The organism is Jiangella asiatica (assembly GCF_004349065.1).
Lineage (GTDB): Bacteria > Actinomycetota > Actinomycetes > Jiangellales > Jiangellaceae > Jiangella > Jiangella asiatica.
The window spans coordinates 140,105-162,146 of sequence record NZ_SMKZ01000002.1 but is presented as its reverse complement, the minus strand read 5'-3'; the positions used below and the strand labels follow the sequence as shown (position 1 = coordinate 162,146).

24 protein-coding genes and 1 tRNA gene are annotated in these 22,042 nt (G+C 71.6%); 5 read left to right on the top strand and 20 right to left on the bottom strand.

The genetic code is table 11. The annotated features are described in order from the left end of the window. Positions 1–35 precede the first annotated feature (35 nt). From atpB to map, 16 genes are all read right to left on the bottom strand, one after another. Entirely contained in the window at positions 36–827 is a 792-nt protein-coding gene (gene atpB / locus E1269_RS02670; protein ID WP_203432796.1) for a F0F1 ATP synthase subunit A, read from the bottom strand. A 50-nt stretch (positions 828–877) separates the two neighbouring features. After that, complete coding sequence (locus E1269_RS02665; RefSeq protein WP_131890796.1) at positions 878–1,090, bottom strand: AtpZ/AtpI family protein; 213 nt, start codon at positions 1,088–1,090, stop codon at positions 878–880. Between the two features lie 71 nt (positions 1,091–1,161). After that, positions 1,162–1,626: a hypothetical protein gene (locus E1269_RS02660; RefSeq protein ID WP_131890793.1), complete on the bottom strand. Its 465-nt coding sequence runs from the start codon at positions 1,624–1,626 to the stop codon at positions 1,162–1,164. Between the two features lie 174 nt (positions 1,627–1,800). Further along, a complete protein-coding gene (locus E1269_RS02655; protein WP_131890790.1) occupies positions 1,801–2,913 on the bottom strand; it encodes an MraY family glycosyltransferase in 1,113 nt (370 codons plus the stop codon). A gap of 15 nt (positions 2,914–2,928) precedes the next feature. Further along, positions 2,929–3,576, bottom strand: coding sequence for an L-threonylcarbamoyladenylate synthase (locus E1269_RS02650; protein ID WP_131890788.1), 648 nt, complete (start codon positions 3,574–3,576; stop codon positions 2,929–2,931). Positions 3,577–3,699: 123 nt separating this feature from the next. Beyond that, entirely contained in the window at positions 3,700–4,587 is an 888-nt protein-coding gene (prmC, locus tag E1269_RS02645; RefSeq protein WP_131890785.1) for a peptide chain release factor N(5)-glutamine methyltransferase, read from the bottom strand. Then, a complete protein-coding gene (gene prfA / locus E1269_RS02640; protein WP_131890782.1) occupies positions 4,584–5,672 on the bottom strand; it encodes a peptide chain release factor 1 in 1,089 nt (362 codons plus the stop codon). Before prfA ends, prmC begins: the two co-directional genes overlap by 4 nt. 99 nt (positions 5,673–5,771) lie before the next feature. Then, positions 5,772–5,993, bottom strand: coding sequence for a 50S ribosomal protein L31 (gene rpmE, locus E1269_RS02635; protein WP_026875210.1), 222 nt, complete (start codon positions 5,991–5,993; stop codon positions 5,772–5,774). 158 nt (positions 5,994–6,151) lie between these two features. Further along, entirely contained in the window at positions 6,152–8,245 is a 2,094-nt protein-coding gene (gene rho / locus E1269_RS02630) for a transcription termination factor Rho (protein ID WP_131890780.1), read from the bottom strand. A gap of 271 nt (positions 8,246–8,516) precedes the next feature. Then, positions 8,517–9,443 carry a homoserine kinase gene (gene thrB, locus E1269_RS02625; protein ID WP_131890777.1) on the bottom strand — a complete coding sequence of 309 codons (927 nt, stop codon included), beginning with the start codon at positions 9,441–9,443 and terminating at the stop codon, positions 8,517–8,519. A gap of 7 nt (positions 9,444–9,450) precedes the next feature. Beyond that, positions 9,451–10,542, bottom strand: coding sequence for a threonine synthase (thrC, locus tag E1269_RS02620; RefSeq protein ID WP_203432794.1), 1,092 nt, complete (start codon positions 10,540–10,542; stop codon positions 9,451–9,453). A gap of 5 nt (positions 10,543–10,547) precedes the next feature. After that, the gene (locus E1269_RS02615; RefSeq protein WP_131890772.1) at positions 10,548–11,840 is read right to left on the bottom strand and encodes a homoserine dehydrogenase; all 1,293 of its coding nucleotides are present in this window, start codon (positions 11,838–11,840) and stop codon (positions 10,548–10,550) included. A 452-nt stretch (positions 11,841–12,292) separates the two neighbouring features. Continuing rightward, positions 12,293–13,246: a S1C family serine protease gene (locus E1269_RS02610; protein WP_131890769.1), complete on the bottom strand. Its 954-nt coding sequence runs from the start codon at positions 13,244–13,246 to the stop codon at positions 12,293–12,295. Positions 13,247–13,556: 310 nt separating this feature from the next. Next, positions 13,557–13,973: a type II toxin-antitoxin system VapC family toxin gene (locus E1269_RS02605; RefSeq protein ID WP_131890766.1), complete on the bottom strand. Its 417-nt coding sequence runs from the start codon at positions 13,971–13,973 to the stop codon at positions 13,557–13,559. Continuing rightward, positions 13,970–14,200, bottom strand: coding sequence for a FitA-like ribbon-helix-helix domain-containing protein (locus tag E1269_RS02600; RefSeq protein ID WP_131890764.1), 231 nt, complete (start codon positions 14,198–14,200; stop codon positions 13,970–13,972). Before E1269_RS02600 ends, E1269_RS02605 begins: the two co-directional genes overlap by 4 nt. Positions 14,201–14,246: 46 nt before the next feature. Further along, positions 14,247–15,014 (bottom strand): type I methionyl aminopeptidase, encoded by a 768-nt coding sequence (map, locus tag E1269_RS02595; protein ID WP_131890762.1) that lies wholly within the window; start codon positions 15,012–15,014, stop codon positions 14,247–14,249. A 61-nt stretch (positions 15,015–15,075) separates the two neighbouring features. On the opposite strand from map, the gene E1269_RS02590 reads away from it, so the two are divergent. From E1269_RS02590 to E1269_RS02575, 4 genes are all read left to right on the top strand, one after another. Then, a complete protein-coding gene (locus E1269_RS02590) occupies positions 15,076–15,372 on the top strand; it encodes a helix-turn-helix domain-containing protein (RefSeq protein WP_131890759.1) in 297 nt (98 codons plus the stop codon). After that, on the top strand, positions 15,369–17,027 hold the full coding sequence (gene argS, locus E1269_RS02585) for an arginine--tRNA ligase (protein WP_131890756.1): 1,659 nt from the start codon (positions 15,369–15,371) through the stop codon (positions 17,025–17,027). Before E1269_RS02590 ends, argS begins: the two co-directional genes overlap by 4 nt. Positions 17,028–17,030: 3 nt before the next feature. Next, on the top strand, positions 17,031–18,452 hold the full coding sequence (gene lysA / locus E1269_RS02580) for a diaminopimelate decarboxylase (protein WP_131890753.1): 1,422 nt from the start codon (positions 17,031–17,033) through the stop codon (positions 18,450–18,452). Positions 18,453–18,504: 52 nt separating this feature from the next. Next, positions 18,505–18,580: transfer RNA gene (locus E1269_RS02575), tRNA-Arg, on the top strand. 134 nt (positions 18,581–18,714) lie between these two features. Here E1269_RS02575 and E1269_RS02570 read toward each other — a convergent pair. The 3 genes from E1269_RS02570 to E1269_RS02560 all read right to left on the bottom strand — a co-directional run bounded on the left by E1269_RS02570 (position 18,715) and on the right by E1269_RS02560 (position 20,578). Then, positions 18,715–18,990: a hypothetical protein gene (locus E1269_RS02570; RefSeq protein ID WP_131890751.1), complete on the bottom strand. Its 276-nt coding sequence runs from the start codon at positions 18,988–18,990 to the stop codon at positions 18,715–18,717. 191 nt (positions 18,991–19,181) lie between these two features. Continuing rightward, complete coding sequence (locus E1269_RS02565) at positions 19,182–19,847, bottom strand: LysE family translocator (RefSeq protein WP_203432792.1); 666 nt, start codon at positions 19,845–19,847, stop codon at positions 19,182–19,184. Further along, a complete protein-coding gene (locus E1269_RS02560) occupies positions 19,847–20,578 on the bottom strand; it encodes a metallophosphoesterase (protein ID WP_162606199.1) in 732 nt (243 codons plus the stop codon). Before E1269_RS02560 ends, E1269_RS02565 begins: the two co-directional genes overlap by 1 nt. A gap of 48 nt (positions 20,579–20,626) precedes the next feature. Between E1269_RS02560 and E1269_RS02555 the strand changes: the two genes are divergently transcribed. Beyond that, a complete protein-coding gene (locus E1269_RS02555) occupies positions 20,627–21,214 on the top strand; it encodes a CGNR zinc finger domain-containing protein (protein WP_203432790.1) in 588 nt (195 codons plus the stop codon). A 15-nt stretch (positions 21,215–21,229) separates the two neighbouring features. Here E1269_RS02555 and E1269_RS02550 read toward each other — a convergent pair whose 3' ends face one another. Beyond that, positions 21,230–21,979, bottom strand: a complete 750-nt coding sequence (locus E1269_RS02550) for a helix-turn-helix transcriptional regulator (protein WP_131890745.1) — start codon at positions 21,977–21,979, stop codon at positions 21,230–21,232. Positions 21,980–22,042: the final 63 nt, after the last annotated feature.

Sequence of the window (22,042 nt, the reverse complement as noted above, 5' to 3'; positions counted from 1 at the left end):
TTCGTGGTCAGGGTCTGTGTTCGCGCGAGATGAGGTCAGTGCTCGTGCGTGAGTGCGCCGCCGATGTAGATGGCGGATAGCAGGACGAAAACGTAAGCCTGCAGAAGCTGGACGAACGCCTCGAAGAACGTCAGGACGATGCTGAACAGGATGGACAGGCTGCCGGCGGCGATGCCCGCCACGCCCTGGTACTCGAACAGCAGATACTCGCCGCCCAGGATCGTCAGCAGCAGCACCAGGTGCCCCGCGAACATGTTGAAAGTAAGACGCAGGGTGAGCGTGACCGGCCGGACGAGGAACGTGGAGAAGAACTCCAGCGGCGCGAGCAGCGGGTAGATGGCCTTCGGCACCCCGGGCGGGAACATCATGTTCTTGAAGTAGCCGCCGAATCCCTGCCGCTTGATGCCCACATAGTTGTAGATGACCCACGAAATGATCGCGAGGACCAGTGGAATGGCGATCTTGGAGGTAGCCGGCAGCTGGAGAACGGGGATGATGCCGGAGATGTTCAGCACCGCGATGAAACCGAACAGCGTCACCAGATACGGGACGTATTTGATGCCTTCGCGGCCGATGGTGTCGCGGGCGACGCCGTCGCGAATGAAGCCGTAAACGGCCTCACCAGAGAACTGGAGCCTGCCGGGGACCAAAGTGCTGCGGCGCGCGGCGAAATAAAAGAATGCACCGACTGCAATGGTACCCAGCACGATGATGAGGATGGGTTTGGTGAAGAACGTGCCCTCGCCGAAAAGCGGCGGGAAGTCGAAGTCACCGGGCCCGGGGCTGTGGAACTCCGACGACTCAGCAACGATCATCCGAGTGCTCACGGGGTCCTTTCTTCAGCGCGCTCGCGGCGCGCGCGACAAGGGGTGCCAGGTCAGGGCTTACCGTATCTGACCCATACCAGGTACAGAGCGGCGCCCATCCCTACCAAGAGCCCAAGTACGAGGAAGACGCGACTGTTGAGCCACTCGGAGACGAGCCAGCCAACGCCACCCCATACCGCGATGCCGGACACGACCAGCCCGAAGGCGTCCCACGCCCGGGCCTGATCCTGGCGACGAGCGTCGTCAGGATCGTCCGTGCTCATGGCGACTCGAATACTACTGGGTGGTCCCGCCGGCAACGAAATCGGGTCCCACTATCGCGGTTGACCACCGGTCACGGACCGTCGTGGGCCGGCGGCGGAGCGGACGGGCGTGCGACCGGTCTGGAGCCGGCGTTGGCGCGGATCGTGAGGACGGCGTACACGACCGTGAACGCGAGCGTGCAGGCGACCAGCGTCATGCCGGTCCAGCGTCGGTCCACCACGTCCAGCTCCGCGGCGACGTACAGCGTCAGGAGCACCGCCGCCAGCCGCACCCAGTAGGTCAGCAGCAGCAATCCGACCGCCGCCAGTGGTCCGCGGCTCAACCGCTCGGTAAGCGCCAGCGGCATCAGGCCGCTCCAGAAGAACGCCACGACCAGCACCGTTGCCAGAACGCCCCCGACGACGCCCGGCCCGCCCGCGGCGACGCCGCCGGCCACCGCGCACAGGAGACCGACGGCGGCGGTCGCGGCTCGCGCCGGCGCGCTCGCGTCGCGGCGACGCCGCCGTACCGGCACAGGCGACTTGCTCTCCATCATGACGCACCCACCCTATCCACCCCTTTTCAAATGATCACGTTCAGCACGAAATCGCCTGTCGCACCATGGTTGTAAGCCTCGTGAAGCGCGCAGAAACCTGGTGGGCGGCCCACCCGCGACCGTGATCCACCACCCGCGGACCTCACAGCCTCAGGGTCGGCCGCGTGCGAAATGTCACACGTCGAGCGGGGTGCTGCGGCGCAGCAGCCGCCGCGGATGCCCCGTCGTGAACGCGATCATCACCAGCACCGCGACGGCCAGCAGGACGTAGGTCGTCCACCCGCCGACCATGGCGATCACCACCACGCCGAAGGACACGATGGCCGCCCACACCCACATGATGGCGACCGCGCGCACCTGCGAGTGCCCGATCTGCAGCAGCCGGTGGTGCAGGTGCTGCTTGTCCGGCGCGAACGGCGACTTGCCCGCCCGGGCGCGCCGCACCACGGCCATCATCATGTCCAGGAACGGCAACAGGATGACCGCGAGCGGCAGCACCAGTGGGAGCAGCGTCGGCAGGAAGCTGGAGGACTCCACGTCCTGGCTGGGCAGCCGGCCGGTCAGGCTGATCGACCCCGCGGCCAGCAGCAGCCCGATGAGCATGGCGCCGGAGTCGCCCATGAAGATCTTCGCCGGGTGGAAGTTGTGCGGCAGCAGCCCGGCGCAGATTCCGATGATCACGACGGAGACCAGTGCCGGCGTGCTCATGCGGCTGACGCCGTTCTCGACGTCGAGCAGGTAGGCGTAGGAGAAGAACGCCGCCGCCCCGATGCCGACGACGCCGGCGGCCAGGCCGTCCAGGCCGTCGACGAAGTTGACCGCGTTGGCCGCGCCGGCGACGAGGATGACGGTGAACAGCGCGCCCTGGGTCTGGTCGAGCACGAACGTCCCGCCCGGCAGCGGCAGGTAGAGCAGCTGCACACCCTGCGCCACCAGTAGGCCGGCCGCGACGAGCTGGCCGGCGAACTTCGCCAGGGCGGAGAGGTCCCAGATGTCGTCGGCGGCACCGACCAGGCAGATGACGACGGCGGCGGTGATGAGCGCTCGGGCGTCGGCGTAGTCCTCGAAGACCCCGCGCAGATGTGGCAGGTAGCTCGCGACGAGCATCGCGACCAGCATGCCCGCAAGCATCGCGAGACCGCCCAGGCGCGGCACCGGCTCGCGGTGCACGTCGCGGTCACGGGTGGGCGGCACCGCGCCGACCCAGTAGGCGAACCGGCCCGCCAGCCCGGCGACGAGGTACGTGACCGAGGCCGCGATGAAGAACGTCAGCAGATACTCGCGCACCGGCGGCCGAGCCTCCTACTCTTCCAAGCCGCGCAGCTCGGGCACGACGGCCTGCAGCTCGGCCAGGCCGATGGCGCCCTGGCGCAGCACCCGCGGCAGTGAGCCGGTGACGTCGACGATGGTCGACGGGGTGTCGTTGCCGGTCGGCCCCGCCTCGAGGTAGACGGCGACGCGCTCGCCGAGCTGGTCGCGGGCCTCGGCGGCGGACTGCGCCGGCGGCTGACCGGACACGTTGGCGCTGCTGACGGCGAGCGGGCCGGTCTGCGCGAGCACCTCGAGGGCGACCTCGTGGTCGGGCATGCGGACCGCGACGGTGCCGTCGGTGTCGCCGAGGTCCCAGCGCAGGGACGGCTGTTCGCGGCAGACGAGCGTGAGCCCGCCCGGCCAGAACGTCTTCACCAGTGCCTCGACGGTGGAGTCGGTGACGGCGACGCCGCCGAGCGTGCTCGTGGACCCGACGAGCACGGGCACCGGCATGTTGCGGCCGCGGCCCTTCGCCGTCAGCAGCGCGGCGACGGCGTCGGGCGTGAACGCGTCGGCGCCGATGCCGTAGACGGTGTCGGTGGGCAGCACGATGAGCTTGCCGTTGCGGATGGCGCGCTTGGCCGCGCCCACTCCCCGCTGCCGTTTGGTCTCGTCCGAGCAGTCGTACAAGGGGCTCACGCCCACATCATCCCTCGCGCTGTCGCGTTGTGCGTCATCGGTCCGTCATCACATCACGAGGATTCTTCGTGCATCACCAGGATCGCGATCGTGGTGCGACACGGGATCTCGTGCTGAAGGTGATCATTTCACCGGGGTCTCGAGGGCGGCGCGGCGGGCAGTGACGTAGCGGGGGCGGCCGGCCAGATCGAGGTGATCGGCCACCTCCGTCCACGCTGCGTGCCGACGGAACACCTCCGGCGCGGCCTCCCCCTGCATGTCGGCGTGCTCGGCCACCAGCAGTCCGCCGGGCCGCAGCAGCCGTGCCGCCACGTCGGCCAGCATCCGCATCGCGTCCAGGCCGTCGTCGCCGGACCACAGCGCCGCGGGTGGGTCGTGCTCGGCGACCTCGGGGTCGCGGATGTCGGCCGCGGCCGGCACGTACGGCGGGTTGGCGGTGACGATGTCGACCTGCCCGAGCAGCATCGACAGGCTGCGCTGCGCGACCAGGGCTACGTCGTCGCGGTGCACGATGATCGAGTTGCCGGCGGCGTTGCGGCGCAGCCACGTGACCGCGTCGTCCTCGCGCTCGACGGCGTGGACCATGGACGGGCGCACCTCGGTGGCCACCGAGACCGCGATGGCGCCGGACCCGGCGAACAGGTCGACGACGACGGGGACCCGCCCGGCCTCGACCAGCGCCCGGGCCTCGTCGACGGCCACGCCCGCGGTCAGCTCGGTCTCCGGCCGCGGTATGAACACCCCGGGCCCGACCCGCAGCGTTACGTGGCGGAAGTGGGCCTGGCCGGTCAGATGCTGCAGCGGGATCCGGTCCGCGCGCCGGCGCACCAGCTCGTCGAAGCGGGCGGTGAACTCCGCGTCCGGCTCCGGCTGCGTGATCAGCTCACCACGCTCGACGCCCAGCACGTGCGCGGCCAGCACCTCTGCGTCGTGCCGAGGCGAGGGCACCTCGGCGGTGGTGAGCCGGTCGGCCGCCGCGCGGAGCTGCTCGCGCAGCGACAGCGCGCTCATGCCGTCCCGGCCTCACTCGTCGCGGCCAGCGCGGCCGCCGCGTCGGCGTCGACCAGGGACTGCACGACGGCGTCGAGGTCGCCGTCGAGCACGGCGTCGAGGTTGTAGGCCTTGTAGCCGACCCGGTGATCGGAGATGCGGTTCTCCGGGAAGTTGTAGGTGCGCACCCGCTCGGACCGGTCGACGGTGCGGACCTGGCTGCGGCGGGCGTCGGCGGCCTCGCGGTCGGCCTCCTCCTGCGCCGCGGCCAGCAGCCGGGCCCGCAGGATGCGCATCGCCTGCTCCTTGTTCTGCAGCTGGCTTTTCTCGTTCTGGCAGGAGACGACGATGCCGGTGGGCAGGTGCGTGATGCGCACCGCGGAGTCGGTGGTGTTGACGCTCTGCCCGCCCGGTCCGGAGGAGCGGAACACGTCGATGCGCAGGTCGTTGGGGTTGATCTCGACCTCGGTCTCGTCCTCCACCTCGGGCAGCACCAGCACCCCGGCCGCGGAGGTGTGGATGCGGCCCTGGCTCTCGGTGACCGGGACGCGTTGCACGCGGTGCACACCGCCTTCGTACTTGAGGCGCGCGTACGGCGCGCTGCCCGGCTGGGCCGTGCCGCGCGCCTTCACCGCGACCGACACGTCCTTGTACCCGCCCAGGTCGGACTCCTCGGCGTCGAGCACCTGCGTGCTCCAGCCGGCCCGCTCGGCGAAGCGCAGGTACATGCGTAGCAGGTCGGCGGCGAACAGCGCGGACTCCGCGCCGCCCTCGCCGGCCTTGACCTCGAGGATCGCGTCGCGGTCGTCGTTGGGGTCGCGCGGCAGCAGCAGCCGGCGCAGCCGGTCGGCGAGCTCGGCCTCGCGCCGTCCCAGCTGCTCGGCCTCCGTGGCGAAGGCAGGATCGTCGGCGGCCAGCTCCAGCGCGGCGAGGCGGTCGCCGCCGGCGGTGCGCCACTCGTCGTGGGCCTTCACGATGGCGGTCAGCTCGGCATAGCGCCGGCCGAGCCGCCGGGCCAGAGCGGGATCGGCGTGCACCGACGGGTCCGCCATCCGCTGCTCGAGCTCGGCGTGCTCGGCGGCGAGAGCCTGGACCCCTTCGAACACGGTGTGATCCTTTCGTACCGGACGCGGCTGGTGCCACAAAGACGAGCGGGCGCACCGGCTTCGTCCCCAGGACGAAGAGTGCGCCCGCCGTACGTCTGGCTACTTGGCGTCGGCCTTCTTCTTGCCGTACCGCGACTCGAAGCGCGCGACGCGGCCGCCGGTGTCGAGGATCTTCTGCTTGCCCGTGTAGAACGGGTGGCAGTTCGAGCACACGTCGGCGTGGATGACGCCGTTCTCGGCGGTGCTGCGGGTGGTGAACGTGTTGCCACAGGTGCAGGTGACCGTGGTCTCCACGTACGCCGGGTGGATGTCGGACTTCATGCGTGTACTCCTGGAGTGTCAAGGCCGCCGGGTCGGAACGGCGGGATGCCGCACCGTGAACCGGAACCAACAGACGAGTATAAACGCCCCGCCCCCATAATCATGTTCCCTGGCGGACGCTCGGCGACCGCCAGGGAACATGATCAGCGGGATGGGTGCTAGTCGGCGTCCCTCGAGCCACCGTTGCCACCGATGGCCGGCGTCGTCTTCTGGACCGTGAGCATGAACTCGGCATTGCTCTGAGACTTCTTGAGCCGGTCGAGCAGCAGCTCGATGGCCTGCTGCGGGTCGAGCGCGGACATCACCCGGCGCAGCTGCCACATGATGGCCAGCTCGTCGCGGGAGACCAGGATCTCCTCGCGGCGGGTGCTCGACGCGTCGACGTCGATGGCCGGGAACAGCCGCTTGTCGGCGAGGTCACGCCGCAGCCGCAGCTCCATGTTGCCGGTGCCCTTGAACTCCTCGAAGATGACCTCGTCCATCTTGGACCCGGTCTCCACCAGCGCGGTGGCGAGGATGGTCAGGGAGCCGCCGTTCTCGATGTTGCGGGCCGCGCCGAAGAACCGCTTGGGCGGGTACAGGGCGCTGGAGTCCACACCACCGGACAGGATGCGGCCGCTGGCCGGAGCGGCCAGGTTGTACGCGCGGCCCAGCCGGGTGATGCCGTCGAGCAGGATGACGACGTCGTGACCCAGCTCGACCAGCCGCTTGGCCCGCTCGATGGCCAGCTCGGCAACCATGGTGTGGTCGATCGGCGGACGGTCGAACGTGGACGCGATGACCTCGCCCTTGACGGTGCGCTGGAAGTCGGTGACCTCCTCCGGCCGCTCGTCGACCAGCACCACCATCAGGTGGGTCTCGGGGTTGTTCTCCGTGATCGCGTGCGCCAGCGCCTGCATGATCAGCGTCTTGCCGGCCTTCGGCGGCGAGACGATCAGGCCACGCTGCCCCTTGCCGATGGGGGCGATCAGGTCGATGATCCGCGTCGACATGGTGGCGGCGTCGGTCTCCAGGCGCAGCCGGTCCTGCGGGTACAGGGGCGTGAGCCGGGAGAACTCCGGACGCTGCTTGGCGGCCTCGGGGTCGGCGCCGTTGATGGTGTCGACCCGGACGAGCGCGTTGAACTTCTGCTGCTTCTCGCCCTCGCGCGGCTGCCGGACGGCGCCGGTGACGGCGTCACCCTTGCGCAGCCCGTAGCGGCGCACCATGGCCAGCGACACGTACACGTCGTTCGGGCCGGGCAGGTAGCCCGACGTCCGCACGAACGCGTAGTTGTCGAGGATGTCGAGGATGCCGGCGACCGGGATGAGGACGTCGTCCTCGGAGACCTGCGGCTCCTCGATGCGCTCGCGGTTGGCGTTGCCGCCACGGCGGTCGCGGTTGCCCCCGCCGCGCCGGTCACGCCGGCGGCGCCGCCGGCCGCGGTCGTCGTCGTCATCGTCGCGCGGACCGTTGTCGCGGTCGCGGTCGCGCCCGCCGTCACGGTCGCGGCCGCTGTCGCGGTCGGCCGCACGCTCGCCGTCTCGGTTGCCACGGCCACCATCGCGGTCGCCGTCGCGGTTGCCACGGCCACCATCGCGGTCGCCGTCACGGGCACGCTCACCGTCACGGGCACGCTCACCGTCACGGTTACGGCCGCCGTCACGGTCGCGGCCGCCCTGGCGGCGGTTGTCGCGCTCGCCACGGCGCTCGTCACGACCGGACTCCTCGCGACCCTCGTCGCCTCCGGACTCGTCGCGGCCCTCGTCGGAGCGGCCGGTGACCGGCTCCGTCGTCGGCGCCGCGGACTCGACCGGCGCCACGGTGGGCGCGGCGGCCTGGGCGGCAGCTTCCTGCGTCGCGCCATCCTGCTCGGCGGCGACGATCACCTCGTCGAGGCGGTGCTCCGCGGCGGCCTGCGGCCGCTCGGCCCGGCGGCGCGTCGGCCGCCGGGACCCGGCGGACACCTCGGCCGTACCGGCACCGGCGTCCGGGCCGGCCGGGGCGGTGTCCGCACCAACCGGAAGTACGTTGTCAGCTGCCGGCGCCGAGCCGCCGGACTGAGCTGCCTTGATGGCATCGACCAGTTGGCCCTTGCGCATCCGGCCGGTGCCCTTGAGCCCGAGGCCGGCGGCGAGCTGCTGGAGCTCGGCCAGAACCATGCCCTCGAGGCCCGCCGCGCGACGACGTGGTCGCTTCGCAGCTGTGGCGTCGTCTGCCGACGCCTGGACGTCCGGCGTCTCTCCGACGCCGGGGATCTCGGTATTAGTCACTCAGGGTCCTTCCCTGGACCGGCACCGGCCAGAAAGCCGGTGCATCGAACGCCTCGGGTGGTTCCCCGAGGAACGACACGACGCATCTGATGGGGCCGCCACCTCTGCGGTCGCGCGAGCGAAACTGCGGAGGTTGGACGAAGACCATGGCCTTCAGTGACGAACGTCACCACCATGGGATACCGACCAGCAGAACGTCGGTGCACAGCGAGCGTAGCACGCCGTGGACCGTTTGACCCACCCCCGGTCCGCCCGCGGCGCGCGGGTGTCGTCAGCCCGCGGCATCGTCGACGCGGACGCCGTCGCCGTCGACGCGCAGGGTGCGCACGTCCCACCCGGCGGCGAGTTCAACGACCCGGCCGGCCCGCCCGGCCGCGTCCAGGACCAGCACCGACGGACCGGCGCCGGACACGACCGCCGCGAGCCCGTCCGCACGCAGCGCCCGCACCAGCGCGAGCGTCTCGGGCATGGCCGGCTCGCGGTAGTCCTGGTGCAGCCGGTCCTCGGTCGCGTCGAGCAGCAGCTCCGGCCGCCGCGCCAGCGCCTGGACCAGCAGTGCCGCCCGGCCGGCGGTGGCCGCGGCGTCACCGTGCGCCACGGTGTCGGGCAGCAGGCCGCGCGCCTTCTCCGTCGACACCTCGGCGGCGGGCACGCACACGACCGGCACGACGTCCGGATGCACGTCGACGCGGGTGGCGCGGGCCCGTCCGGTGCCGTCGAGCCAGGCGATCGTCAGCCCGCCGAGCAGGCAGGCCGCGACGTTGTCCGGATGCCCCTCCAGCCGGTTGGCCAGCTCGAGGTCCGCCGACGACGGCGCCGGCTCACCCTCCACTCCGGTGGCGGTGTCGGACAGCGCCCGCGCGGCCACGACACCGGCGACGATGGCGGCCGCCGACGAGCCCAGCCCGCGGCCGTGCGGCAGCGCGTTGCGGCACACCAGACGCAGGTCTGACGGCTGCCGGCCGGCCGCGTCGAACCCCGCGCGAAGTGCGCGCACCACCAGGTGCCGTTCGTCGCGGGGCACGGTCTCGGCACCGGCGCCCTCGACGTCGACCCGCAGCGAGCTGCCGGTGCCGCCGAACGACGCCGTCACCTCCACCTCGTCGTGCAGGGACAGCGCGAGACCCAGCGCGTCGAAGCCGGGCCCGAGATTGGCGCTGGTGGCCGGCACGCGGACCCGGACGGACGCCGTCGTCATGGTGTCGTCAGGCCAGGCCCAGTGCGGACGCGGCCGCGGCGGCGTCGGCCGGCACCACGTAGGGACGGATTTCGCCGTAATAGGCGCTCGCGGTGTCGACGTCCTTGAGCCCGTGGCCGGTCACGGTGATGACGACCCGTTGGCCCGCGTCGAGGCGCCCGGTGCGGCTGTAGTGCAACAGGCCCGCGACGCCGGCGGCCGAGGCCGGCTCGACGAACAGGCCCTCACGACCGGACAGCTCCTGCTGCGCGGCGAGGATTTGCTCGTCGGTGACGGCGTCGATGAGACCACCGGAGTCGTCGCGCGCGGCGATGGCGAGGTCCCACGAGGCCGGACTGCCGATGCGGATGGCGCTGGCGACCGTTTCGGGTGCGCTGACCGGACCGCCGTGCACGAACGGCGCGGCACCCGCGGCCTGGAACCCCCACATGCGGGGACGACGCTTGGCCGGGCCACTCTGCTGGTACTCGGTATAGCCGAGCCAGTAGGCCGAGATGTTCCCGGCGTTGCCGACCGGCAGCACGTGCAGGTCGGGCGCGTCACCGAGGTCGTCGACGATCTCGAACGCGGCCGTCTTCTGCCCGGCCAGCCGGAACGGGTTGACGGAGTTGACCAGCGCGACCGGGTAGGTCTCGGCGAGCTCGCGGGCCAGGCGCAGGCAGTCGTCGAAGTTGCCCTGTACCGAGGCGATGACGCCGCCGTGCACGACCGCCTGCGCGAGCTTCGGGCCGGAGATCTTGCCGTCGGGGATGAGCACGACCGGACGCATGCCGGCGCGAACGGCGTAGGCGGCGGCCGAGGCGCTGGTGTTGCCGGTGGACGCGCAGACGACGGCCTCCGCGCCCTGCTCGGCGGCCTTGGAGATGGCGACCGTCATGCCGCGGTCCTTGAACGAGCCCGTCGGGTTGACGCCCTCGACCTTCAGCCAGACCTCACAAGAGGTCAGCTCGGACAGCCACGGGGCGGGCACGAGCGGCGTGCCGCCCTCGCGGAGGGTGACGACGGGCGTGGCCGGCGTCACCGGCAGGCGGTCGCGGTACTCCTCGATCACACCTCGCCACAGCCGAGACCTGGTGGTAACAGACGCCGCAGCGGCCATCCGGCTCATTCCCCTTCCACCCGCATCACCGACAGCACATCACGAACCGTATCGAGTCGCGTGAGTCCCGCGACCGTCGCGGCCAGTGCGTCGTCGGTGGCCTGGTGCGTGACGATGACGAGCTCGGCGTCGCCGGCGCGCTCGGCGCGCTGCCGCACGGTCTCGATGGACACGTCATGCTCGGAGAAGACGTGGGCGACCGCGGCCAGCACGCCCGGACGGTCGTCGACGTCGAGGCTGATGTGGTACCGGGTAACGGTCTGGCCCATCGGGCGCACCGGGCGGTCGGCGTACCAGGAGCCGCGCGGACCGACGGACTCGCCGAGCCGGTTGCGCGCCGCGGTGACGAGGTCGCCGAGGACGGCGCTGGCGGTCGGCGCGCCACCGGCACCGGGACCGTAGAACATGAGCTGGCCGGCGGCCTCGGCCTCGACGAACACCGCGTTGTAGGCGCCGCGCACGCTGGCCAGCGGGTGCGTGCGCGGCAGCATGGCCGGGTGCACACGGACGCCGACGCTGCCGCCGTCGGCCGACAGCTCGCAGATGGCCAGCAGCTTCACCACGGCGTTCATCGCCTTGGCGGAGGCGACGTCGGCGGCCGTGACGTCGGTGATGCCCTCGCGGTGCACGTCGCCGGAGCCGACCGGGCTGTGGAACGCGATGCCGGCGAGGATGGCGGCCTTCGCGGCGGCGTCATAGCCCTCGATGTCGGCGGTCGGGTCGGCCTCGGCGTACCCGAGCGCCTGCGCCTCCTCCAGTGCCTCGGCGAAGCTGCTGCCGACGGAGTCCATCTGGTCGAGGATGTAGTTGGTGGTGCCGTTGACGATGCCGAGCACCCGGCGGACGCGGTCGCCGGCCAGCGACTCGCGCAGCGGCCGCAGCAACGGGATGGCGCCGGCCACGGCCGCCTCGTAGTAGAGGTCGACGCCGTGCTTCTCCGCGGCGGTGTGCAGCGTGACGCCGTCCTCGGCCAGGAGCGCCTTGTTGGCCGTGACGACGGAGGCGCCCCGCTCCATGGCGGAGAGGATCAGCCCGCGGGCAGGCTCGATGCCGCCGATGACCTCGACCACCAGGTCGACGTCGTAGCGGCTGACCAGGGCCTTCGCGTCGGTGGTGAACAGCGCGGGGTCGACGCCGGACGGCGTGCGGTCGCGGCCCAGCCGGCGCACCGCGACCCCCGCCAGCTCCAGCCGGGCGCCGACCCGGGCGGCGAGGTCGTCGGCATGCTCGTCGAGCAGGCGGGCGACCTCCGTGCCGACCACACCGCACCCGAGGAGTGCCACGCGCAGACTGGCCATCAGTCACCCTCCTTCGACACACCGACACGAGAACGCACGGCCACAAGTCTGTTCGAGTCCCGGACGATCTCGTGCGATCCATCCATGATGCGAGACATCCGTCTCACCCCACGCGCCACCCGCCGGAGATCCTTCGCCCGCCGGATGCACGCCATCTTTCCCATGGGTGGGCATCTCGGGCGGCCCTCGTCACATTCTGCCCGACCTGCGCCTTGGCCGCAGGCGCACCGCCTGCGTAGAAGGAAGCCAACGAACGGCAGCTCGTTGATGGCGACCCCGAACCGGAAGCTGGCGGCGGCCAGGACCCGGCTGGCGGGGCCAGGGCCGCCGCGGTCCACCAGCCGACGAGCAGCACACCCACCAGGTAGCCGACGGGCATCGAGACCTCCTCAGGACCGGTTGCGGTTCCAACCGGCCCACCCACCTCTCCTCCCAGGCTCAGGGAACGAGGGTCAGGCTTGGTCGGCCAGCTCCACCGGGCGCGCGATCACGTCGACCATCGCGCCGTTGCGGAACGTCGTGATGGGCAGTGGCACGTCGATGGCCTCGGCGAACATGCGCCGCTGCAGCGCCTGGGCGTCGGTGACCGGCTCGCCGCCGACCGTGACGACGAGGTCACCTGGGCGCAGGCCGGCGACATCGGCCGGGCTGCCGGGCTCGACATGGACGATGCGCACGCCCTTGCTTCTCCCGATCTTCTCCGCCAGCTTCGGCGGCACCGGCGCCGGGGACGTGGCGACGCCGAGGAAAGCCCGCCGGACCCGGCCGTCACGCAGCAGCGTGGTCACGATGCGGCTGGTGGTGGCGTTGATCGGGACAGCAAGCCCGAGGCCCACGCCGGCCACCGCGGTGTTGATGCCGACCACCCGGGAGTTGGCGTCGGCCAGCGCGCCGCCGGAGTTGCCGGGGTTGAGGGCGGCGTCGGTCTGGATGACGTCCTCGATGATGCGCACGGTTCGTCCGCTCTGCGCCGGGATGGACCGGCCCAGCCCGCTGACCACGCCGGCCGTCACGGAGCCGGACAGCCCGAGCGGGCTGCCCACGGCGACCACCAGCTGGCCGACGGTGAGGTCGTCGGCGTCGCCCAGGACGGCGGGAGGCGGGGTCGAGCCGTCGGCGCGGACGACTGCCAGGTCGGAGAGCTGGTCGCGGCCGATGACGGTGTACCCGACCTCGACGCCGTCGGCGAACGACGCGATTCCACGAGACGACACGCCCACGACGTGCGCGTTCGTCAGCAAGAACCCGTCGCTGGTGAAGACCACGGCCGAGCCGGTGCCGACGACTCCGGTGCGGCCGCGCCGCTCGCCCGTCACCGCCAGGCTCGCCACCGAAGGCAGCAGGGTGCGCGCGACGCCGGTGACCACCCGCGAGTACGCGTCGAGCGGATTCTCCTCAGCGGCCATGGCGCACCTCCCAGCCAGAATGTCCTGACCAACGCCCGGACCGGTCCACTCACTCCCGTGTACGCCCACAGCGCAACCGGCGGGCCGGCGCGAGATGATGTCGAGCGTGATGACGAGGTTCGACCACGTCGCCGACGACCTCCGCGTCGCCTACGAGGGTGGTGTCGAACGCCGCGACCGCATGCCGAAGACCGGCTGGAAGCTGACCGAGCGGGCCGTTGCGGCCGGGCGGGCGCCGGTACGTCGACGTCGCCTGACGTCGTCGACTTCCATGTGCTGGGCGAGCAGGACCGCTACCGCTTCCAGTCCCTCACCCTGCGCCGCTGACCGTCGCCTCGTCGAAGAGCTCCACCGGACACCGTGGCCGGCCCGAGCGAACGATCCGGCCATCGGTGGTCACGAGTGGGACGTCGTACGCCTCGGCCAGCGCGACGTACGTGGCGTCGTACGCCGGGAGGTGCGTGAACAGCTCGCGCACCCGAGGCAGCAACGGTGCATGCTCGACGCGGTGCCGCGGCAGCTCCGCGAACGACGCCCAGGCATCGTCGAGCTCCCGGTCGGTCAGCTTGCCGCCTCGATGTCGGCCGAGCAGAGCGGACGCCAGCTCGACATCGGCAAGATGCGGGGTACAGAGCCGCTCGGTCCGCACCCTGCGGCGCAGGGCCGTGCCCACCGGACCCCGGTCGGCCAGCAGCATGACCAGAGCACCGGCGTCGAGGACGATCACTCGCCGCGCCGGCCCGCGTCGATGTCGGCCAGCACCTCGTCGGTGGACAGCCGCGCGGTAGCACCCGTCTCGATGCGATCGATGACATCGGCCAAGGTCGGCGTGCGGGCTTCCCGCTCCAGGAGCTCACGGGCGTATGCCTGCAGCGACTGCCGGTTGCGGGCGGCCCGCACCTTCAGCTCGTCGACCGCCTCATCGGAGAGATCACGGACATAGAGAGTCGCCATGCGACAAGACTAGTCGCACCGCCAGCATTCTGCTAGCACGTTGCGGTCATGGCACAGTCAGGATGCGTGGCCCGTCCTCGGTGATCGCCACGGTGTGCTCGACGTGGACGCTGCGGCTGCCGTCGCGGGTGCACAGCGACCAGCCGTCGTCGGCCATGTAGTAGTGGTCGCCGCCACCGGCCATGAGGCTCGGCTCGATGGCGATGACCAGGCCCGGCACCAGTGCCAGCCCGCGGCCGGCACGGCCCTCGTTGGGCACGAACGGCTCCTCGTGCATGGCCCGGCCGATGCCGTGGCCGCCGAAGTCGTTCTGCATGCCGTACCCGCCGGCGCGACCGACGGCGGACATGGCCGCGCCGATGTCGCCCATCCGGCCACCGGGCTGGGCGGCGGCGATGCCGGCCGCGAGGGTCTGCTCGGCCACCTCGATCATCCGCAGGTCCTCGGAGCGGGGTTCGCCGACGACGAAGCTGATCGCGGCGTCGGCGTGCCACCCGTCGACGTGGGCGCCGCAGTCGATGCTGACGAGGTCGCCGTCGCGCAGCCGGTAGGGGGTCGGCAGCCCGTGCAGCATGACGTCGTTGACCGACGTGCAGATGACGCCGGGGTACGGCATGGCGCCGAACCGGGGGTGGTAGCCGAGGAACGACGAGCCCGCGCCGGCACCGTCGATGACCTTGCGCGCCACCTCGTCCAGCTCGTGCAGGGTGATGCCGACGGCGGCGTGCGCGCGCACCTCGGCGTGGACGGCGGCGACCACCCGGCCGGCCTCGCGCATGGCGGCGATCTCGGCGGGCGTCTTCAACTCGATCATGGGGGCGTCCTTGTCGGATGGAACGTGGCACGATAACTATACCGGTATTAGTATCGATGTCATGGTGCGAGTCCCGTTGACAATGTCCGAGCGCGAGCGCGGCGAGCGGTTGGGCCGGGCGCTGCGCGAGGCCCGCGGCCGGCGCAGCATCGTCGGCGTCGCCGCCCAGGCCGGCATCTCTCCGGAGACCCTGCGCAAGATCGAGCGCGGCCGCATCCCCACCCCGGCGTTCTTCACCGTGGTGGCCGTTGCCGACGTGCTCGACCTCTCCCTCGACGCGCTGCTGTCCGGGCTGACCGCCCAGGTGACGGATGCCGACGGCGCCGGCGCCCGGGAAATGGCTACCCTTGGGCGGTGACTCCCGAGCAACTCTCCACCGCGGTCCGTGACGTCCTCACCGCCGCCGTCGACGCAGGTGAGGTCGCCCTGCCCCACGGCGTGCCCGGCCAGGTGACGATCGAGCGACCGCGCAGCCGCGACCACGGCGACTACGCCACCAACATCGCGCTGCAGCTGGCGAAGAAGGCCGGCACCAACCCCCGCGCGCTCGCGGAGGTGCTGGCCGCACGGCTGCGAGAGGTCGCCGGCGTCGAGGCGGTCGACATCGCCGGCCCGGGATTCCTCAACATCACCGTCTCCGCGGCCACCCAGGGCGAGCTGGCCCGTACCATCGTCGAGGCCGGCGACGGCTACGGCCACGGCGACGCACTGGCCGGTGCCGCCGTCAACGTCGAGTTCATCTCCGCCAACCCGACCGGTCCCTTGCACCTGGGCCACGTGCGGTGGGCGGCGGTCGGCGACGCGCTGGCCCGCGTGCTCGAAGCCGCCGGCGCCGCCGTCACCCGCGAGTTCTACATCAACGACCGCGGCGCCCAGATGGACAAGTTCGGTGCGTCCATCATGGCCCGCGCCCACGGCGAGGCGGTGCCCGAGGACGGCTACCACGGCGAGTACGTCAGCGAGCTGGCTCGGGCGGTGGTCGCGGAAGTCCCCGGCATCCTCGACCTCCCCCGCGACGAACAGCTCGTACGGTTCCGCGAGGTGGGCTACCGGCTGCAGCTGGCCGAGCAGCAGCGTCAGCTCGACGAGTTCCGGACCCACTTCGACGTCTGGTACTCCGAGCGCAGCCTGCACGAGCGCGGCCGGGTCGAGCACGCGCTGGAGGTGCTGCACAAGCAGGGCCACCTGTTCGAGGCCGACGGCGCGCTGTGGATGCGCACCACCGACTTCGGCGACGACAAGGACCGCGTGCTGCGCCGCGGCAACGGCGAGTACACCTACTTCGCCGCCGACGCCGCCTACTACGTCGACAAGCGCGAGCGCGGCTTCGACGTCTGCGTGTACCTGCTGGGCGCGGACCACCACGGCTACATCGGCCGGCTCAAGGCGCTGGCCGCGTGCGCCGGCGACGACCCCGAGCGCAACATCGAGATCCCGATCGGCCAGCTGGTCAAGATCGTCAAGGACGGGCAGGAGCTGCGGCTGTCCAAGCGGGCCGGCACCATGCTGACGCTCGGGCAGGTGGTCGAGGCCGCCGGGGTCGACGCGCTGCGGTACTCGCTGTGCCGCTACCCGGCCGACTCGCCGCTGACCCTCGACGTCGCCCAGATCACCAAGCAGACGTCGGACAATCCGGTGTTCTACGTGCAGTACGCGCACGCCCGGCTCGACTCCATCCTGCGCAACGCCACCGAGTTCGGCATCGACCGCGGCGAGCTGCGCCCGGAGCTGCTCGACCACGAGCGCGAGTCCATCCTGCTGGGTGCGCTGGCTGAGTTCCCGCGGGTCGTCGCCACCGCCGCCGAGCTGCGTGAACCGCACCGGGTCGCCAGGTACTTGGAGAACACGGCAGGCACCTTCCACAGGTTCTACGACGCCTGCCGGGTTCTCCCGATGGGCGACGAGCCGGCCACAGACGTCCACCGCGCCCGGCTGTGGCTGGTCGCGGCGACCAAGGTGGTGCTGGCCAACGGCCTGGGCATGCTCGGCGTCGTCGCACCGGATCGGATGTAGCCGATGCACGCACACGAAGCCGGCGCGCTGCACGCGGAGGCCGGTCACCGCGGTCCGTCCTGGCTGCGCCCGCCCGACGACGTCAACGCGCTCTACCCGGGCCTGTGGGCCCAGGGCGTGTCCCGCGGCGACGACGGCGTGCTGAGCATCGCCGGCCTCGACGTCCGGTCCCTGGCCGCGGAGTTCGGCACGCCGCTCTACGTCGTCGACGAGGACGACCTGCGTGCCCGCGCCCGCGCCTACCGCGACGCGTTCGGCGCGGTCCTCGGCGGCGCCGACGTCTACTACGCCGGCAAGGCGTTCCTCAGCGTCGCCGTCGCCCGGTGGATCGCCGAGGAGGGGCTCAGCCTCGACGTCTGCTCCGGCGGAGAGCTGGCCGTGGCGCTGCGGGCCGGGTTCCCGGCCGAGCGGATCGGCCTGCACGGCAACAACAAGTCCGTCGCCGAGCTGGAGCGGGCCCTCGCCGCCGGGGTCGGGCGCATCATCGTCGACTCCTTCGACGAGATCGGCCGGCTGTCCCAGCTGGCCACCGAGCGCGGCGTCACCGCCCGCGTCCTGGTGCGCACCAAGGTCGGCGTCGAGGCGCACACCCACGAGTACATCGCCACCGCGCACGAGGACCAGAAGTTCGGCTTCTCCATCGCCGGCGGCGAGGCGGCCGAGGCTGTCCGACAGGTCCTCGCCGCACCTGGCGTCGAGCTGCTGGGACTGCACTCCCACATCGGCTCGCAGATCTACGACACGGCCGGCTTCGAGGTGGCCGCGCGGCGGGTGCTGCGACTGCAGGCCGAGATCCGCGACGAGCACGGCGTCGAGCTGCCCGAGCTCGACCTCGGCGGCGGCTTCGGCATCGCCTACACCAGCCAGGACGACCCCGAGCCGCCGGACGTGCTGGCGCCAGGGATGGCCGAGATCGTGGCGCACGAGTGCGCCGGCTACGGGCTGGCGGTGCCGCGGCTGAGCGTGGAGCCGGGCCGGTCCATCGCCGGGCCGTCGACGTTCACGCTCTACGAGGTGGGCACGGTGAAGTCGGTACCGCTCGACGGCGGCGCCTCCCGCCGCTACGTCGCCGTCGACGGCGGCATGAGCGACAACATCCGCACCGCCCTGTACGACGCCGACTACTCGTGCACGCTCGCCTCCCGGTCGTCCGACGCGCCCGCGGTGCTGTCGCGCGTCGTCGGCAAGCACTGCGAGAGCGGCGACATCGTCGTCAAGGACGAGTTCCTGCCCGGCGACGTGGCACCCGGCGACCTCATCGCGGTGCCCGGCACCGGCGCGTACTGCCGCAGCATGGCCAACACGTACAACCATGTGCCCCGCTCGGCGGTGGTGGCCGTGCGCGACGGCGAGGCCCGGCTGATCATGCGTCGCGAGACCGAGGACGACCTGCTGACGCTGGATGTGGGCTGGCCCCGGGGGTGACCGGCCGGTTCGCTCCGGCGCCGGCCGTCCTGATAGCCTTTGGCGAGCCCGAGCCCGCGTAGCTCAGGGGATAGAGCGTCTGCCTCCGGAGCAGAAGGCCGTAGGTTCGATTCCTACCGCGGGCACCAGGTCAGAGGGCATGTGGGCCGCCGCCGCAGAGGATCGAAAGCCACGTGAACCCCGGTCACACGGTCTTTCGGAACGCGTGATCCACCGGTCGAACCTCATTCGGTCGAACACGTTACGGACGGCGCGGTCCGTGTTACTTGAGCAGCCGCACGCCACCATCGCTCCGGGCACGGTCGCTGGTTTCCTCGAGAGCACGCCCAGCGAATCGCGGGGGTGCTGCCGCGTCGCCCAGCCCGAAGCCGACCGCGTGGGTGAAGCTCTTCACGTGTTTCGGTCGCACGATCGTGAAGTGCCTGTGATCGACCGTGGCGACCTCGGTGATTTGGTGCGGTGCGGTGCACCGCGCTGGACGCAGTACGCAGACGTCTTCGTCGGCGGCAAGGATCGAGGCGAGCGGCGTCGTGGACACTCGGCAGGCGTTCGTCTCCTACCCCGGCGTCGTCGACCAGTAGCGCGAGCTTGCCTTCCGTGACCCCCGGCCTACCGCGAGGTACAGGCGGACGACTGGAGCGCGCCGGCCGCAACCCCACTCCGGCGCGCGCTGAACCGTCCGGGCGCCATGCCCGGGACGACGATGCGCCCGCGCTTTCGCCCCGGACGTCAGGTCGACGGGCGGCTGAGGAGCAGTTTTACGCCGAGGACGGCGAGAGCCAGACCACCCACGGTGTCCATCCAGCGCGACAACCGGGAGACGGGTACGGCGCGGCGGGCGCGGGCGATGCTCCACACCCAGACAGCCAGCCACCCGGCCATCAGGATGATATGCACCAGGCCCAGCCCCAGCATGCTCGCCACTCCCACCGACCGCTCGGGCACGAACTGCGGCGCCAGGGTCAGGTAGACCGCGGCGGCCTTGGGGTTGAGCACGTTCGCCAGGTAGGCACCGGTCAGCACGTGGCCGGTGGTGGGCAGGTCACGTCGGCTGCGCTCCGCCGAGCTCGAGGCGGGCACGGTCGGGTCGGTGATGCCCGCGGCCTTCCGGGTCGCCCGACGCAAAAGGTGCACACCCAGCGCGACGAGGTAGGCCGCGCCGGCCAGCCGGACGACGGTGTAGGCCTCGGCGGAGCGCATGACGACGGCGGACAGGCCGACGCCGGCCAGGACCGCGTGCGTGACAATGCCGAGGGCGGTACCGCCGACGACCCATGCGGCTCCGCGCCGGTCGCCGGCCGCTTCCCGGGCGGCGACGAGCGCCAGGCTCGCTCCGGGCGTGAGCACGATCGGGAGGAGAGCGAGCCCGAACCCCCACATGAGAGCCGCGTTCATCAAGCCGCGGAGGTCGCCGCGTCCCACGCGTAGTGGAACGAGCTGCGCACTCCGTCCGGTCCGAGCTCGTGGAGCGCGACACCCGGCGCGGAGCCGGCATCGGTCAGCGGCCGGGCCGCGGGGTCGGGCCGCAGTGCCGCGGCGAGGCTTGGTGCGCCGACGACGGGCCGGCCCGCGAACGTCGTGGCCAGCGCCGTGTGCACGTGTCCGGTGACGACGAGCCGGGTCCGCGGCAGGGCGATGACCAGGTCGCCGAGCGCAGTCGGATTGGACAGGCCGATGCTGTCGGCGTACTCGTGGCCCAATGGCACCGGCGGGTGGTGAAGGGCTAACACGACGTTCTCGGCGTCCTCGGCCGCACGAAACGCGGCGTCGGTCACCTCCGGCCGCAGGTGCCCGTGGTCCTCACCCGGTACGGTGACGTCGAGGGCGACGACGCGCACGTCGTCGACGTCGAGAGACATCGCTCCGGACTGGTCCCAGCCCAGCACCTGGGCCATCAGGGCCGGGTCGTCGTGGTTGCCCGGGCAGACGATCCACGGGATGTCACCGCGCATCGCCGAGACGAGGTCCACGTACTCCTCCCGCCGGCCGTGGTCCGCGAGGTCACCGGTGATCACGATGAGGTCCGGCCGACGGCTCGGCGGGAGGATTCGCAGCGCGCGATCGAGCCGCCCGCGCGCGAGGTCGTCGTCGAGGTGCAGGTCGCTGAGGTGCAGGAGTGTGGTCACGAGAGGCAGAGTAACGGAACAATGAAGATTTCCGTTACTCTGAGGTTCGTGCGTATCCCACCCGGTGACGACGGAGCCACCGCGCTCGCGCTCGTCAGCACCATCCGCCACGACGGCCACGGCGGCGTCGCCGACGACTTCGCCGAGGACGCCGCCGTCGTCGACTGGGTACGAGTTCGCTGGCCGGGCCCGGCCGCCGCCTCCTCGCAAGGGCTGCCTGACTCGATGCGCCTGCTGCGCCGAGCCGCCCGGGCGCTCTTCGCGATGTCGGTGCGTCCCGCACCGCCCAGCCGCGCCGACACCGCGCGCACCATGGCGGACTCCACCGCGCTCGGCATCCTCAACGACGCCGTCGATGCGCTGGACCTCGAGGTCGGCGCCGAGATCCGCGACGACCGGCTCGTGCCGGTGCGCACCACGGCGCGCACCGACCCGGACACCGTCGTCCGCGGGTTGGTGGCGCTTGCCTGCATGGACTTCCTGACCGGCCCGGCCGCGCCCAAGCTGCGCTCCTGCCAGGCGCCGCGGTGCGTCCGCTACTTCATCCAGGCGCACGGGCGCCAGGAGTGGTGCAAGGAGTCGTGCGGCAACCGCGCCCGCGCGGCCCGGTTCCGGGCGCGCCGCAAGCCGGTGTAGCGGGCGACCCCGCGCCTACGACGACCGGCGGTACGCCCCGGGGGTGTGACCGAACGCGCGGTGGAAGACGTCGATGAACGCGCTGCTCGACGACCAGCCGCAGCGATGGGCGACGGTGGTCACCGGCACATCGTCGGCCAACAGGCGCAGGGCGTGGTAGAGCCGCAGCTGGGTGCGCCACTGCGGGAACGTCATGCCGAGCTCGCGCCGGAACAGCCGGCTGAGGGTTCGCTCGCTGGCGCCGACGACCTGGCCCAGCTGCTCCAGCGTGCGCGCGTCCGCGGGATCGCGATGCATCAAGTCGCAGACGGCGACGAGGCGTGGGTCGGTGGGCGTGGGGAGCTGGACCGGCTGCCGCGGGGAGGCGCGCAGCTGATCGAGGAGGACAGCGCGCAGGCGACGTCGCTGCGGGCTGTCGTCGTCCGATGGGCCGCTGGTGTAGGCGAGGATCAGCTCACGCAGCAGCGGGCTCACCGCGAGGACGGCGGGGCCTTCCAGCCCGAGGGGGTTCGCGTCGGCAGGCAGCCCGAGCAGGCGCAGGTCGAGCCGACCGTAGGCACGATGGGCATGGACACACCCGGCCGGCACCCAGATGGCGCGGGTGCCGGGCGCGAACCAGGTACCGGCGTCGGTGGTGACGGCCACGACGCCCGCTCCGGCATAGACGATCTGGTGGTCGTCGTGACGGTGTGCATCGATGCGCTCGCCCGACACCAGCTCGCGGACGCGCGTCGGGGCCTGGGGGACGTGGCGGATCACCGACATACCTTGGCAGATTATCGGAAGCGCGCCAGCTCCGGCGACGGCGACGATGGCAGAGTGACCGCC

Coding starts and splice junctions, on each gene's coding strand:
- E1269_RS02665 (WP_131890796.1), bottom strand. CDS start 1,090: ATGAGCACGGACGATCCTGACGACGCTCGTCGCCAGGATCAGGCCCGG.
- E1269_RS02660 (WP_131890793.1), bottom strand. CDS start 1,626: ATGATGGAGAGCAAGTCGCCTGTGCCGGTACGGCGGCGTCGCCGCGAC.
- prmC (WP_131890785.1), bottom strand. CDS start 4,587: ATGAGCGCGCTGTCGCTGCGCGAGCAGCTCCGCGCGGCGGCCGACCGG.
- rpmE (WP_026875210.1), bottom strand. CDS start 5,993: ATGAAGTCCGACATCCACCCGGCGTACGTGGAGACCACGGTCACCTGC.
- thrB (WP_131890777.1), bottom strand. CDS start 9,443: ATGACGACGGCGTCCGTCCGGGTCCGCGTGCCGGCCACCAGCGCCAAT.
- thrC (WP_203432794.1), bottom strand. CDS start 10,542: ATGGCCGCTGCGGCGTCTGTTACCACCAGGTCTCGGCTGTGGCGAGGT.
- E1269_RS02615 (WP_131890772.1), bottom strand. CDS start 11,840: ATGGCCAGTCTGCGCGTGGCACTCCTCGGGTGCGGTGTGGTCGGCACG.
- E1269_RS02610 (WP_131890769.1), bottom strand. CDS start 13,246: ATGGCCGCTGAGGAGAATCCGCTCGACGCGTACTCGCGGGTGGTCACC.
- E1269_RS02600 (WP_131890764.1), bottom strand. CDS start 14,200: ATGGCGACTCTCTATGTCCGTGATCTCTCCGATGAGGCGGTCGACGAG.
- map (WP_131890762.1), bottom strand. CDS start 15,014: ATGATCGAGTTGAAGACGCCCGCCGAGATCGCCGCCATGCGCGAGGCC.
- E1269_RS02590 (WP_131890759.1), top strand. CDS start 15,076: ATGGTGCGAGTCCCGTTGACAATGTCCGAGCGCGAGCGCGGCGAGCGG.
- lysA (WP_131890753.1), top strand. CDS start 17,031: ATGCACGCACACGAAGCCGGCGCGCTGCACGCGGAGGCCGGTCACCGC.
- E1269_RS02565 (WP_203432792.1), bottom strand. CDS start 19,847: ATGAACGCGGCTCTCATGTGGGGGTTCGGGCTCGCTCTCCTCCCGATC.
- E1269_RS02550 (WP_131890745.1), bottom strand. CDS start 21,979: ATGTCGGTGATCCGCCACGTCCCCCAGGCCCCGACGCGCGTCCGCGAG.